Source organism: Elusimicrobiaceae bacterium (assembly GCA_017528825.1).
GTDB lineage: Bacteria > Elusimicrobiota > Elusimicrobia > Elusimicrobiales > Elusimicrobiaceae > Avelusimicrobium.
This window is the reverse complement of sequence record JAFXOI010000039.1, coordinates 15037-30089: the sequence shown is the minus strand read 5'-3', so window position 1 is coordinate 30089 and position 15053 is coordinate 15037. Positions and strand designations below refer to the sequence as shown.

The 15053-nt window shown below is 39.0% G+C and carries 14 protein-coding genes; 2 read left to right on the top strand and 12 right to left on the bottom strand.

Translation table 11 applies throughout. The annotated features are described in order from the left end of the window. Nucleotides 1–54: 54 nt before the first annotated feature. The 9 genes from IKN49_06910 to IKN49_06870 form a co-directional block, all read right to left on the bottom strand. A complete protein-coding gene (locus tag IKN49_06910; GenBank protein ID MBR3632767.1) occupies nt 55–1713 on the bottom strand; it encodes a recombinase family protein in 1659 nt (552 codons plus the stop codon). Beyond that, the gene (locus IKN49_06905) at nt 1700–2149 is read right to left on the bottom strand and encodes a DUF2924 domain-containing protein (protein MBR3632766.1); all 450 of its coding nucleotides are present in this window, start codon (nt 2147–2149) and stop codon (nt 1700–1702) included. The genes IKN49_06910 and IKN49_06905 overlap by 14 nt, the downstream gene beginning before the upstream one ends. A gap of 196 nt (nt 2150–2345) precedes the next feature. After that, a complete protein-coding gene (locus IKN49_06900; protein ID MBR3632765.1) occupies nt 2346–2654 on the bottom strand; it encodes a DUF2924 domain-containing protein in 309 nt (102 codons plus the stop codon). Between the two features lie 89 nt (nt 2655–2743). Continuing rightward, entirely contained in the window at nt 2744–3619 is an 876-nt protein-coding gene (locus tag IKN49_06895; GenBank protein MBR3632764.1) for a hypothetical protein, read from the bottom strand. Beyond that, nucleotides 3616–4404 (bottom strand): hypothetical protein, encoded by a 789-nt coding sequence (locus IKN49_06890; GenBank protein MBR3632763.1) that lies wholly within the window; start codon nt 4402–4404, stop codon nt 3616–3618. The genes IKN49_06895 and IKN49_06890 overlap by 4 nt, the downstream gene beginning before the upstream one ends. 98 nt (nt 4405–4502) lie before the next feature. After that, nucleotides 4503–5987: a phage terminase large subunit gene (gene terL, locus IKN49_06885; protein MBR3632762.1), complete on the bottom strand. Its 1485-nt coding sequence runs from the start codon at nt 5985–5987 to the stop codon at nt 4503–4505. Beyond that, a complete protein-coding gene (locus tag IKN49_06880) occupies nt 5965–6363 on the bottom strand; it encodes a hypothetical protein (protein MBR3632761.1) in 399 nt (132 codons plus the stop codon). Before IKN49_06880 ends, terL begins: the two co-directional genes overlap by 23 nt. Continuing rightward, entirely contained in the window at nt 6332–7603 is a 1272-nt protein-coding gene (locus IKN49_06875; protein MBR3632760.1) for a ParB N-terminal domain-containing protein, read from the bottom strand. The genes IKN49_06880 and IKN49_06875 overlap by 32 nt, the downstream gene beginning before the upstream one ends. A gap of 101 nt (nt 7604–7704) precedes the next feature. Continuing rightward, the gene (locus IKN49_06870) at nt 7705–8562 is read right to left on the bottom strand and encodes a hypothetical protein (GenBank protein ID MBR3632759.1); all 858 of its coding nucleotides are present in this window, start codon (nt 8560–8562) and stop codon (nt 7705–7707) included. Nucleotides 8563–8932: 370 nt separating this feature from the next. Between IKN49_06870 and IKN49_06865 the strand changes: the two genes are divergently transcribed. Together IKN49_06865 and IKN49_06860 are read left to right on the top strand one after the other, a co-directional pair. Continuing rightward, the gene (locus IKN49_06865; protein MBR3632758.1) at nt 8933–9361 is read left to right on the top strand and encodes a hypothetical protein; all 429 of its coding nucleotides are present in this window, start codon (nt 8933–8935) and stop codon (nt 9359–9361) included. Between the two features lie 15 nt (nt 9362–9376). Continuing rightward, nucleotides 9377–9886 (top strand): hypothetical protein, encoded by a 510-nt coding sequence (locus tag IKN49_06860; GenBank protein ID MBR3632757.1) that lies wholly within the window; start codon nt 9377–9379, stop codon nt 9884–9886. A gap of 27 nt (nt 9887–9913) precedes the next feature. Here the strand turns inward: IKN49_06860 and IKN49_06855 are convergent, their stop codons facing one another. Genes IKN49_06855 through IKN49_06845 form a run of 3 tightly spaced genes read right to left on the bottom strand, consistent with a single transcriptional unit; the run spans nt 9914 to nt 15008 of the window. Continuing rightward, complete coding sequence (locus tag IKN49_06855; protein MBR3632756.1) at nt 9914–10840, bottom strand: WYL domain-containing protein; 927 nt, start codon at nt 10838–10840, stop codon at nt 9914–9916. A 15-nt stretch (nt 10841–10855) separates the two neighbouring features. Beyond that, nucleotides 10856–13993: a hypothetical protein gene (locus IKN49_06850; GenBank protein MBR3632755.1), complete on the bottom strand. Its 3138-nt coding sequence runs from the start codon at nt 13991–13993 to the stop codon at nt 10856–10858. Then, nucleotides 13977–15008, bottom strand: a complete 1032-nt coding sequence (locus IKN49_06845) for an SIR2 family protein (GenBank protein MBR3632754.1) — start codon at nt 15006–15008, stop codon at nt 13977–13979. The genes IKN49_06850 and IKN49_06845 overlap by 17 nt, the downstream gene beginning before the upstream one ends. Nucleotides 15009–15053 lie beyond the last annotated feature (45 nt).

The following is a 15053-nucleotide window of genomic DNA, read 5'->3' as shown; positions in this document are numbered from 1 at the left end:
ATTTGATTTTTCATTTAGTTTGGGCCTTACAAGGAATTACAGATTCGAATATCTTCAAGTAATATATCTTTTACTTTCGAACCTATGACCTTTCTCCCCATTCCATCCCTTTTCCTGCCTCTCAAAATCCACCTGCCCCTCGGCTAGATTCATAAGCTCGCGCAAGGTTAAACTCGCAGGATTCTTGTATTCCAAGATATCCCCCACTATACGCGGTGATAAATAACATAAATTGACGTACCGTGTAATCGTGCGTTTGGTCATGTGCATTTCTTTTTCTAACTCCCGGATAATAATCCCCTGTTCTATCCTCTTTTTAAGTTGCCAACCTCGTGCCAAGGCGCGCACTAAACTTTCATTGAGTTGCCGTATAGTTAAGATGTTACGGGCATTCCCATTCCGTAGTCGTACAGACGATATATTATCCACCATAAAACTATCCCGCAGGTAAATTGTATCTTCTATGCGCTCTATTTTGAGGGGTTTGGCATCCACCTGACCTGACATTTTGGAACAATTCCCCAAATCTGTCTTTATCTGCTTTTCATCCAAAAACACTGTTAAATAATGTTTCTTACCTACCGTTTGGCAGGTAGCTTTGGTAATCCATGCGCTCAATTGAGCATCAGTAATGGCACTCATATCCGCTAATGGCTCTATCTCGTCAAAATCCGCCGTTTTGAGCATATTTAGTACAAATCTGTCCAACTGCTCTACGGATAGATAATGCCCGCCCACTCCGTTGTAGTAATACAGGAACTTTTTGCCTTGCTTTTTTGACGAAGTGAACCGAAAATTCTGCCCCTTGTCGTCATATAATTTGCCTGCCAAAACTGTTTTATGGCATTTATAGTGCAGAAATGCGTTCGGGTCGTTAATTCTTCGGCGTATAAGCGTTTGAACTTGATCCCATAAATCCGGTGGTACAATCCCCGGATGCTTGCCTTCATACACTTTGTTTTTGGCATAGTGTGCGATTTTGCCGATATAAAGCGGGTTTGTCAAAATGCGCTGCACATTACTTTTATAAAATTGCCCGCCGCCATGTTCGCGTTTGCTGCGCCGTGCCACCCATTTCTTCGTACAAATACCCTGTGCGTTAAGATAATCGGCCACCGCAAACATATTCTCAGTTTCTATATATTTTTGAAAAATCAGCCGCACTAATTGCGCCTCACCCTCGTTTACGATAAGCTGCCGCTCATTGGCATCATACCCAATCGGTGGAGTGCCTCCCATCCATAGTCCTTTGGCTTTGCTGGCCGCGATTTTATCGCGCACGCGCTCGGCAGATACTTCCCGCTCAAACTGGGCAAAGGACAGGAGCATATTAAGCGTTAATTTGCCCATAGAGTTGCTCGTGTCGAACGACTGCGTGATAGACACGAAGTTACATTCGTGCTTGGCAAATTCCTGCATCATTTTATGGAAGTCAAAGATAGAGCGCGACAGGCGGTCCACTTTATAGACGACAACCACCTGTATATTACGGGCACGGATTTCTTCCAAAAGCGCTTGCAAACCGGGACGCTCCATCGTGCCGCCGCTAATCCCGCCGTCTTCAAAGGTCTTATAATACTTCCACCCGTTAAAAGCTTGTGAGAGGATATAGGCCTTGCACGCTTCTTCTTGGTTTTGGAGCGAGTTAAACTCCATTTCGAGCCCACGCTCCGTCGATTTGCGGGTATATATAGCACAATTAATTTTGGGCATATTTTTTCCCTGTTAATCCGAAAAATTTAGGGCCGCTGACGTGGGCCCGCACGATTTTCTCCGCCAGCGCTGTTAAATTGGGATATATTTTTCCTTCCCATTCATAAGCGTTTTCCCCTTTTACGGTCACTTGATACATCCGACCTTTATAGGTTTTAGTCAGTATCGTGCCAACAGCGAGTGCATAACGCTTTTTATGCGCATGCTCAATATACTTGTCGGGATTGCTCGCATACCGGTCAAGCCGCGTGATGTATTTTCCTTGCAATTTACAACGCCCTAATTCACATTGAATGGCATACCACAAAGGGCGCAACTTGGCCTTAACACCTCTCAAAGGGCTGGCATAAAAAGCGTTCCAATAAAACCGCAGCTCTTTGGGGGATAGTCCTTTTAGTTCTTCATAACTTTTGGGCAAATAGCACTTTCTTCTCATGATAAAATATCTTTAATCTGACGGATTTTTTCCACCGAACGGCTTTGATTACAATAGGCCTTGGCTAAAGTTTCAAAGAATTTAGCAACTAACAAAACGATATCTCTTTCACGAAAATTTCGGGGAGGCCGCCCTAGGGGATTGCCCGAACGGCCCTTTACAAATCGCCCCGATACTGGTGGCAGATGACGCGGTGTCATTTAGTAAGCCCAAAGAATACATAACCGCTGATGTGACGTTTTACAATCGTCATCGCCACGCGCGAAATACTTTTGAATACATTACCTTCGTATTCAAAGCCATTCTCTAATACTTTTACTTCTATGGTTTTACCGCGGTAGGTTTTAGTGATGATGCTTCCCGGCGCTGGTAGACGGTTATCTCGTGCCCGGACAGGTATGTTTTCAACCGTGGTTTCTGTTTGCACAATGGGACTAACCACCCGCAAAACAGCAGGTTTTGCAGGCGTATTTTTTGCTACTGATTTTTTGGTATTTTTCTTCATAACTTATCTCCTTAAGTAAGCGATTTTTACTTCGTACTACATTCACGCTTACTATCGGGCGATAAGTCAAGTCAATTTATCAAAATTATTTAATTGATTGTATCTCTGAAATCTACCGCATCAAATTTATATAGGAAATTGGCATAAGAGCGTGGCAAACGTGAATTGTATAACATACGCAACGATACCAATTCCATAGGTGAAAAATCTTGCTCAATAATTTTCATTTCCCCTGTATCACTCGTCGCATCCACAATCGTATTCGACCCTGGAACACATAAACTTAATAGCCCCACAAAATCACACATGCTGCTCAATAAACCAAATAAGCGTAAATTGGTATAAACATCCGGATAGTGACACATCTCTTCGTCAAGTTTCGTGCTAATTAAGATAATTTTTTGCTTTTGCAAGGCAATATGTTTTAAATTGCGCAAAAACTCCTCACCCTTTCCTCCTCTTTCAAATAGAAATCCATCTATCAATAGGATTTGGCCTTTGGATAATTCAAAATCGCTCCATCGTGCTAAGTTTAACTCCAAGTCACTAAGCCAAAGTGGCAAATTTTTCACGTATTGACTTGCCTGTTTGACACGTGCTTTTTCTTCAGTAACCGCCCCCCACCGCAAAGTAGAATAAGACATCTTTAACTCGGCTGATAACAAATAAGGTAACCATCGGTCCACCGGATTTGCACATGAATAAACTTGTACAGGAATTTGTTGTTTCCAACACAACGAGTGTAAAATAAACGCTAAAAATGTCGTGTTAATCTGTTCTTGGCTTCCGATTAGCAAAAATACATCTCCGCGCCGCAGACCGCCAATTTGCCAATCAAAGCCTTTTAATCCCGTACAAAAACCCGTTGAAGCTAATTTGGCCTGCTCTGCGGAAGGATTCTTCGTCTGATATTCCATATCCGATAAGAATTTATCTACTAAATGTCTGGTTTCGTACGTAATCATAGCGTCCCCTTATCCTTAAAATTCATTTCCCCCATCGTATAGGTAAATTCAGCAGTGCTACAAGGCAAAAGACGGTTTTTCACGTTTTGTAGTGTAACAACTGTAGGACCTAACTTATCTCTAGCCGTCAACGAACTAATGCAATCAAAGTAAGGATCTACTTCTCCCAACCAACGGAGTTTACCAATCACGTTTTGAGGTGTATAATGTTTGATAGATATGACCGAACTGACAATTACCACACTCTTAAAAACTCGCGCATATTCCGTTAAAAAACTAATCTTATTTTGTAATCGTGATTGGACCAAATTTAAGTCCTCAACAATAAATACTTGTTTACCTGCCGTATCCCAAAGATGATGAATTTCATCATCTAAGAATGTGTCCGTATTCGTTTCCCAAATATCTAACGGACGATTTTGAAATTCTCCAGCCGTCTCTTGTACCTCATTTTGATTGTTTTTAGCAGATAAAAGAACCGGGGATTTCCCTATTGCGCGGCTTAACAACAAAGCCATAATATCTCCAGCCAGTTGCCTACAACAAATCCAACGAGTAGTTAATTGCTGCGTCCAACACAAATCATGGACCAATGTAGCAAAAAAAGCCCGATTAAGTACCGCATCCGGTCCCACAAACAAATAGCAACATCCCGGTTGCAAACCGCCTGTTTGTCTATTTAACCCCTGTAACGAAGTTTCATACCCGGAGTGTCCAGTTTCCTGTTTCCAAGACATACGTTGTAGAAATTCTTGCAATAGTTGCTGATTGTTATAAGTTTCCATAAATCCTCCCAACTCATTACGCCTTACTTGCGGCAAATAAGTCCAGTTTATGATACAAAAGGAAACCGACAACCCTTTGTCGGTCCTTTTATAGCACCTTACACATATTCAAGCCACGAAAGATCTTTGCGTTCTTGTTGCTCATAAGTAAGCAGTTGGGAAAGGGCATCACATTGGTCATCGTGCCGACCGTTTGGAAATTGTAGTAGCTCCCGCTCAAAATCCGGCCACCACGTGGGATTATTATCCGGGAACAGACATTTCCCCGTTTCTAATAAATAAGATACTGTTTTCAACCGCGTAGCTTTATCTTGCGTAGGTTTAATAGGCTTGACGTTGCTTCCAAAAGAGTTCGCAAGTGTCTGCGCCAAACCTATGCCACTATTCATATCCTCGATTAAAATATCCGGAATATAAGGATTTAAAGAACGGTATTTCTGCTGGCACTCCCGGGCCATATATGTGGCCGTTTCTACCAAATCCGGAAATTCCAATTTTGCCCGGAAAACATCTATAATCCATATGGTCTTACGATAATCATGGGCATATGTGATACAAACAGAATAATCATTGTCTTCTTCTGCTTTACTGGCCGTATCCCAACTTTGGCACAAGGACAATTTTAATTTTCCCGTTCGTACTTGTTTGTGCAATTCATCCACCTTGTAAGTATGTAACCACTCCCGCCGGATGATATTTCCACCAAGCAACTCCGGCGTCTGCTGATATTGACTTGCAAACGTATAACTTCCTGCGGTAGATTTAATACGCTGTAAATCTTCTACGCTCTCCCGGGTATGGTGTAACGCTTCTCCAATCGGCCGTTCAATAATATGCTGCTCTCCATACGGAGTGCCAATAGACCACGTTTCATCTTTTATGGCAATAGCAGGCATTTTGATTAAGCGAAATGAAGAATCTGTTTCCAACAAATGCCCCGTCAAATCGTTTATGTGTGTACGCTGCATAATAGCCAGTATCTTCCCATTTTTCTTATCATCTAAACGGGAAAGTAATGTATTACCATACCAATCATTAACTTTATTGCGTACGACATCAGAATAAGCATCCGCAGGTTTAATCGGGTCATCAATAATTATCCAATTTCCCCCGCGCCCCGTAATCGTACCGCCTACGGATGTAGAAAACCGCCCGCCTCCGGCAGTCGTCTCTAAATCCATCACTCCGCGGCGCAACAAACGCGTAAACGGAAAAAGCTCCTGATACCATTCCCTTTCCATTATCTTACGTTGGTCGGAAGCCATTTTGGCGGCAAGTTCATCACTATAACTAACGCACAAAATCCGCTCTTTGGGATTATGCCCAAGTAAAAAAGCCGGCAACGCCACCGAACAAATGATGGATTTCATGTAGCGCGGCGGTACATTGATAATCAGACGTGTTTCGTTTCCACAACGTATATTTTCAATGGACTGGCATATTACATCCACATGCCAGTTGTCCTGATATACAGAACTACCCGACACTTCATTAAATACTTTAATGCAAAATGACTTAAAATCACTTCTTAATACGGCTCTTAAAAGTTGCCGTTCATTCTTATTTGACAATTCGTTTGGCATATTCTTTTAAAATCTCCTGGTCATTGGCCGATAATGCTTCTACTTTTCGCATTACCTCAGCTTCCGCCTGTTCCATTCTTAAAATATAAGGGAAAAGAACTGTAATGGCCCGCATATCCCCCTGTAAGGACTTATTGATAAGAGCCATTACCATAGCCGTGAATTTGGGTATTATATGCTTTTCTCCCCCCATCGTGACTTCTATTCCTTGGTTAAGACTTTGCCGTAATAACACATTCAAGGTTTTATGCCCTTTAGAACGCCCCTTGGGATTACCTGACTGTCCCGGTTTGAAACGCGAATGTAGGGGTGGTCTGCAATATCCTACAGCATAGTTAAATGGCTTATTTTGAATTTGTTTTCTGCGTATTTTCATCTGTTTCTCCTCTCTGTAAAAGTTTTATTTCCTTATTTCCCAGTTGTTCATACCGGTATAAAATCACATCGCAATAATGCGGGTCAATTTCCATTAATCGGGCACGACGCCCCGTACGCTCTGCGGCCAGTAATGTACTGCCGCTCCCGCCGAACGGGTCCAGCACAATCTCCTTGCGGCGGCTCGCATCCAATAAAATATCTGCCAGCAACCCAACGGGCTTTACCGTGGGATGTAAGTGGATATTGGCGCGGTTGGCTTTACCGTTTAGATAGATGCCGGGATAGTCCCACACATTCGTGCGATAGCGCCCGTGTACCCCCAGTTCAATGTTATTGGTATGTGGACTTGTTCCATTTTTGAACACGAAAACAAGTTCATGCTGGCTGCGGTATAAACTACCCATTCCGCCACTTAATTTATTCCACACGCAGATATTTTTTAGTTCGCTATATACCCGCCCGGCTTGTAACATCTCTCCTATATGCCGCCAATCCATAAACGCATAGTGCAAACTTCCGGGCACACTGTATTGGACCAACAGCATAAACACCCCATATAGGAACTCTGTAAATTCGCTTTGGCTCATTTCGCCTGAGGCCATAGCGAACTCACGGTATTTTTTGCTACTGCGAACGTGACCCGAAATTTTGACGTTGTACGGTGCGTCCGTTACAATCAGGTTAGCCTTTTCCTTTCCAAGCAACTGTGCGTATGATTGTGCTTTAGTAGCATCCCCGCAAAACAGTTTATGAGGGCCCAGTTGCCACAAATCACCGGGTTGAACGCGGAGCGGAATATCAGCTGACAGGAAATCGGTCTTCTCCGAAGCGGGTGCGGTATCCGGCTGCAGAAGATTATCTATCTCCGGCGTTTCAAACCCTGTCAGGGTCAAATCAAAATCACAATCCAAATGATTGATTTCTTCCAGCTCCACCTGAAGCAAGTCTTCGTCCCAGCCGGACAGTTCCGCAAGACGGTTATCAGCCAAAATATAGGCTCTCTTTTGGGCGGGCGTCAGGTGTGTAATCCGTACGCAAGGAACTTCGGCAAGTTTGGCTAATTTTGCTGCCTCTACGCGCCCATGCCCGGCCAGTATATTATTTTTCCCGTCTATAAGAACGGGATTTGTAAAACCAAATATCTCAATACTTTGGGCAATTTGGCGAATCTGTTTTTTGCTGTGTGTGCGCGCATTTTGGGGATGTGGTTTTAGTTTGTTGATTTTTATGGTTTCCATACAAAACTCCGTGCCTGTAATATAGTGATAGGCACAGAGTAAAGTATAGTAAGATCAAGTTAAGTTTTACCGTGACACAAAATGAGATTTTTTTGTCACATTCATTTTTTACGACGACAAATCAACTGTTTAAGTTGCTTTTTTGTTCGATTGAGTTCCTGCCGCATAGCATCCTCTTCTTTATCAACCGCCGCTTTCCCTTGTTTAATATTTTCATCATTCAAGTAATCTAAAATTTGAGAAGATGTTTTCCCTTTCATTTTCATTGCCAAATTTTGCAATTTCTCTTTGGCAATTTGGACGTCAGATATATACGGATGTTTCTTAAAATAGAAGTTAATTTCGCCCCAGTGTTCATCAATTAATTGATGGACACTCTTTTTTGTAACAGCTAAAGAATTGATAAAAATAGCAACAGGAGGCCGATATGGCTCTATCGTACCGGTAGTATAGGTATGAATGAACGGAATTTGAATAGCAAGGTCGTCATAACGATAATACACAATATCTACAAATCCTGCGAAGAAAATGGTTTCCAAATAAATCGAAAGAGGATTGGCAATAATATTGTCCTTAACAAACTTCTTTAAGAATTTTTTTGCTTGCTCATATTTACCGTTGCGCATTTCCGGGATAGTATCAAACTTGTATATGGGCCCTGGCTCTGCCCGGCAAATTAGTTTCTCATATTTTTTAAACGGAATTCCCTCCGCAGGTAAACCGAATGTCTTCCGAAATTTCACAACAGAATCCACTAATACTTCACAATACCCTAACGCTTGAAAAAGTATTCCCATTTCTAACGGTATCAATTTCTTCTCTCTTTTGGGGAAATCTTCCCAGGAATATACAATCGAACGTTCCAAACGCACGGAGTCTAAATCATGCTCGGGCTTTTTCGGGTACACAAAGCAGGTTACCAAAAAGCCTATTTTCAACGGTTTTTTAAGATTACTCATAAAATTACCTATATCTTTTCTATATAAAAATTAGACCCGGCTGGCAACACTCCCCCTCATTTGTTGTAAAAAGTTATAATATAAACAGTCGTAATATAATTTGATTTTGGACTTGTTTTTGGCGTTATGTGTCTGGCATAACCCCGCCGGTATCCGGCGAGCTGAGAAACGAAAACGAAGTCGTCTTTTGCACACCCTTTATGGGGTGGGCAGGCGGCGTATCGTTTTGGGTCGGTTCTCAGCTACCTAAAAAGATTGCCGCCTTTTTTATTGTAATATTAAAAAGCGACAAACGTTTGTCGGAATGGTTTTTTACAATTTACTTGATGTTTACGGCCAAAGTAAGGTTAGATGCACACAAGGAGGAAGTATGTTTTTCTTCTCAAACTCAGAAAAATCGGAAATTGAACGACAGTATCGCAACGCCACTGGGAATTTGCCTTATCAACTTCCCAGCGACCTGAAAAATAAGATTACCCGCGCGGCTGAAGAATTAAAAAACCTGCAGTTGCGCCGTTACGAACACAAGAGTCAGATTTTGCGCCAACAAGGACAAGAAGAAAAGCAGGAAAATGATAATTTCAAGCAACAGAAACGTCAGCTAGAACAACGTTGGCAACGTGAAATAGATGAATTATCCCGTCACTACAAGCGCACGATTGAGGAACTCTCCCGTAAATACAACCGGGAAATTGAATCTCTGCAACGGGCCGATGAGTATAACGAAAAACGGCTCCAACGACAAATTGCCGACTATCAATTAGAGATCCAAGAATGGCAAAGGAACAAAAATAAATAAAAAGGAGTGTATATTATGACTAAACAAGAAAAAGACAAGGCTTTTATTCGTTCTGCGGGAGAACACTATGTGTTAGCACGCATCGCCAAAGAACTAGCCATTCCGGCTGGACTTGCTCCCGAAAACACCAAGGACATAGATATTCTAGCAATTTATCCGAATTGTGATTCTCCTATTCGTATTCAAGTAAAAACTCGCACTGAGGGAAAATCTGCTGATAATGGCTGGATGATGAGTCAAAAACATGAGGAAATCTGCGATAAAGATTTATTCTATGTTTTTGTAACTTTGCCTGAAAAATGGACCGATGAATGTCAGCCAAAAACATACATCATGCCTGCCAAAAAAGTAGCAGAAATTCTAAAAAAGACTCATCAAGATTGGCTCAAAACACCGGGACAAAAAGGGCAAGCGCACCAAGATACAACAATGCGAAGAATTAAACCAACTTATAATGAATCTCCGGATATCCCTTCGAATTGGTTGGATCAGTACAAGGACAAATGGGAGTTACTTAAAAAATAGTCAAAAAGCGGAGTTTTACTCCGCTTTTTATTTCATCCGTTTATCGGCTTGACGCAGAATTTGCCGGATGAGTTGTTTAAAATCAGCCGGACTAATTAGCGTAATATGTTCAAGCCAACTTAGCACCGTAGGGATAATTTCACGGTAGTTGCTCACACGTGTTTCAACTACGATATCTCCGTTTTTTTGCGTTTTGCGGATTTTCTGCATAGGGAAATAATCTTTCTGCTTAAAATACGCCGCAAATTGGGCCGGCACGATGAACGACACAGTTTTATCCCGTTTCTCACCGAACCAAATGTTGTGGCTTTCAGCCAGCATTTTTTGGATATTCTTGGCTACTTTAAACGGTTTATCGGTATTGATAGCATCCAAAATACGATCAAGCCGGAATTTTCGCACCTGCTTATAGGCATTGATACCCAAAAGATACCAAAAACCGTCATAATTCATAATTTTAAGCGGTTTTAACTCGTAAGTTAGTTTACGCGTGATATCGGCCGCCAGCGACATACGCACTTCCGTGTGCTCCAAAATCCCTTTTTCCAGCACGCGCGTGATTTTTGTCTCTTGGTATTGGCGTCCCTTCGGCATTTTGATATAAAATGGAGATTCGTCCGGTACGCGTAACACTTTTTGACGCAACCGCTCAAACGGCTCCTGAAACCGCTTTCCGAACGGCGCAATTAATTCTTGCATCATAAGTAGCAAAGAGGCTTCTTTATCGGTTAAATCTATTTTCTTAAGCGAAAACCCCTCAATAAACTTATACACTCCCGGCGCTGCTTTATAGATAGGAAATCCCCCAAGCTCAATATCCCGCAAATCTCGCTGGATAGTACGTTCCGTGACTTCCAATTCTCGTGCCTCTTTTTGCACGCGCACACCCGTTCCATCCAATCGATTGAGCAAGTACAATAACCGATTTAATTTTTTAATATTTTTTGAGCGCATAACTATAACCTTACTTTAAAACCAAGTCAAATATTGATTCCATTTTTTATCTACATAAACATTTTTGATTAAATCTATTTGAAACTTTATTTCGGAATCGCTAATATACCGTTTCAATAAATTTATAATCTCTTGATGTTGTTCGGAAATTGTAAAATAATCCATTCTTTGAATGATTTTATGATATAGTTTTGCTAGATTTAGGATTTCGTTTTTCTGATTATCATTTTTTTCTACTAAATACATTAAATTACTAAATAGGGAAGATGTTCCCCAAAACGCCGGATCTTCACAATCTATAAGCTGAGAAATCCTTCCTTCCGTTTGATTGTTCAAGGAAGACAAAGATGGTATCAGTTCTAACATATCTGCAAATAGCTTCTTCTGTTCTGTAGGACTTTCCGCCAACGAGATATTATGCATATCATCTATTTTTCTCCATAAGAAGTCCCATAATTTTTTAGCTTTTGGAAGAACCCTTTTTTCTTGTTCGATATCTTCTTCTGTCGGAGTATAACCATACGATTTGGCTCTATTTAAAGAAAAAGAAATATCTCTTATACATCCAGATAAGAGCTGAAATGCCGATTTTTCCCAACACAAACAAATTAAAGATTTATCGTTTAATTCATCTTTACCAGATATGAAAAATTGAACAAAAAGGTTTATAAGTCTCTCATTTCCCTTGCCATTGTATGTTTCTATAGCTCTGGCATAATGTGCAAACATCCATTCATAATAATCCAAATATTGATTATTGCTTTTAATAAATCCCTCAAAAAACATTTCCCAGTATTTATATGTTTCTTCGTTTCTGGATAAGTTCAATATAGAATCAATTGTGTTTTTGGTCCATTCCTTTAAATTTTGATAAAAATAAATAAAATAGAAACCTAGAAAAACATGTGCTTCTACTACTCTTCGTTCTATCATCATATCATAAACATTTTGTAATGTTACTAAATTATGAACATCCTCAGAAAGTAGCAGCCTAATTAATTTTTCTAATACTTTTCCAACTTCTGTATTTATAGCTAAAGTCAAATAATCTAAGGGATATTTTTTCCCTCCTTGTAAGTAATACATAGCTTCACTATCAAAAGAGTAATTTTCTAAGAGTAATTCTAAATATTTTAATAACAATCTTTTAATTTCTGATATATCAAAATAGTCTCTATCCTCTTGAATAGATATCGCATCAGCCCATGCGCCCACAATAGATTCCGCAACTTTCCCCTCAGGTTCATCATTTATAATATCTTCTGTACTTTCATTTACTGGCACAACTTGTTTAATTTGAAATAAACGATCCACATAGCTTTCTACAAAGAAATTCACTTTTTTCCATTTAATATTTTTTCTATCCTTCGTCGCACGTAAACCATACAAAATATTCCGCACATAAATGGGTGCCAGTTCCGTTAATTCGGTTATTGACTCAGTTATAATTGCTGGATAATTTTCTGCCAGACGTCGCATCTGCTCTACATTCCCTTCAGTATGGGCCATCTCATGCATAGAAGCAATTACTCGATTTGGCTCGCGTTTAGTAAATTCAACAATTTTAGTAACATACTCTTTTGGAGCATTTTCTAGTAGTGAGAGAATTTCCATGTCCCCTAACAAAGAATTGTAATGAAGTGGCCGGATTTCTGTCCCATCTCGAAAATTAAAAAACTCTTTCATATGAGTTTGTTGCCTCAATTCTTCATATTTATGTTTAAAAGGTTCCACGTTGTTTAATGGGGCATACCATTCTTGTTGCCAAAATTTTTTTGCTCTGCTTAGAGTGGTTCCATCCGCCCTATTTTCATCCCATATTCTTTCTGAATAGGGACCATTTTCGATTATTTCTTCTATTTTCTTCTTTTCTATAGGCGTAAACTTCTCAACATTATTTTCCAATAAGCTATACATCTCTGCTTCAAAATACAAAGAGAATAACAGATACTTCTCGTGTTCAAGCAAAGCTAATAATTCATTTCGTGTCTGTTCAAATTCTTTGGCATAACAGTATAAGAAAATTCGTTTAAAAATAAAATACTTATTTTGAGAAGTAATAATTTGGTATGTATTCAAAAATTTATCTACTCCTTGTTTTGTTAATTTGATTAATAAAATTTCTTTTAACAAATAAATTAAAACCGCTTGACGAGCTTTATAATATCCTTTAGGCTTAGCGTACAAAGATGGGTAAGATATGTAAGTTAAATCACTCCATATATACGTATACCAATACAAAATTTTATTCACAAGGAATCTATCTTTAGTTCCATTATAATTTTCTAACTCCTTTTCTATAATAGGTTTAATTTTTGCATATTTGTCTTTGAATTCAAAATATTGTAATGTAAAGTCAATACTTGTATCTGTAAGAGTTACTCGTAAGGAGCTATCCTCTTGGATTTGAATTTTTAGTCCATCTTTCAAAACCACTTCAGGACGCTGATCCAATGTTTGTGTTAAATTATTAGCTAATTTGATTAAAAAAGCTTCAGAACAAATATCTGCCAATTTTTCTATAATTTCCTGATCTAATAGAAACTCCTCTATAAAATAACTTCGATTATCTGATGCTCCGTGTTCATTTGGCAATAATTCCAACATAAGTTCTATATATTTTTCTATAAGCTCAATATCCTTACCATTAAATAACATTTCTCTAATGATAGGGAGAGCATTACGCACTACTGCCGAAGATTTTTCATTTTTTAGATTTATAATAATAAAATCAATAAGCCGATTATCTAAAGAAGATATATGTTGAGTTTGAATTATATGTAGCAGTAGTTGTACAACATCGAGGTCCTTTTTATTTTCTTTATCATAACCTTTAATTATGTCCTCAAGAGCTTGTTGGATATTACATACATATTCTTGGCGTACTGAATCTGACACATCAGATTCTTGACGTAATCTATTAGAAATTCTCTCCAAATATATAGCCGGTAACCAAAAAACAGAATGATCTTTCCACTGGGTAGCTTGAGGATCAAATCCATTTTGAAAAATATTCAAATTTTTATCATTTCTTCCATTTAGAAAAGGCAAAAAGCGAGGATTTGAGGATTCAATTAGAAAATCCTCTAAAGCAGTCGATTCTGCACATATCAACTTTAAAATCTCATTTTCTTCCTTATCTAAAGGTTCCATTACCCAATCTCCGGATATTTTCCAAATTTTTTGCCTTTTGTTCAGCATTTTGTAAGTTTTTCAATCTTTCCATTCTAGCAGTCCTAATATTTAAAGACCATTCTCTCAAAACGTCTTCTAATTGCGCATAGCCTTTTTGAGATGTGCTGTAGAAAACTGGAGTAATATTTAGGATACTGTAATAATTCCTATATTGATCGGATATGTCATATTCATAATCTGATACCCCCAATAGTATATAATGGCTGTGACTATTATCAGGGCGCCTAATATGCTGAATAATCTCAAATTCCTTGAGGCCAAAACCTATAAATAGAAAAACATGATTGGCAAACACATTACTTAAAAAAGTTTTTCCTAACCCATCATCATCCTTGTAATGTTCTAAATAATCTTCGAGTGTCAAAATAATGTCATTGCGCACGGCATCTTTCTCAACAACCCCAAGTTTAGACGCTTTGCCATGCAAATATACTATACTATCTCGGGCTTTTTCCATTTTATCATTCAGTCCCAAACGATTTAATGTTTTCTGTAAATTTATTTTATATGGTTGCAAAAACTCTATTCCTTGCAAATCTTCGATTTCACTTGTAGGAGTACTCATCTCTAAATAATCATCATAGTTTGTGGTAATATATCCTGCATGAAAATCCCTTATGTATCTATAAATACGCAATATCTTTTTCTCTTCTTCAGAATCTTGTTTAATAAACTGAGTTAATCTCGCATAAAGCTCATTCTTCAACTCATCTTTTCCCAGTTTCCCAGCACAAATAGTGAGAAGCGTTAAAGGATCTGACTCATCCTTTAATTTATTGTATGCATCATAAGACAGATTCCCTTTTTCGAACCAATTTTCCAAGTACCTTAAAGCAAGTTCACGCCAAGATGGAACTCCCGCTAATCGAGAAATGCCATTTCCCACGAAAACTATTACATTATCATTTAGAAATTGAGATAATAACTCACTAGGAATTGCAGGAATCAAGTCAAATTTATTCTCTACTGCCATAAATGTAATTATAATACTCCAATTATTTATTGTTCGAAAATAATT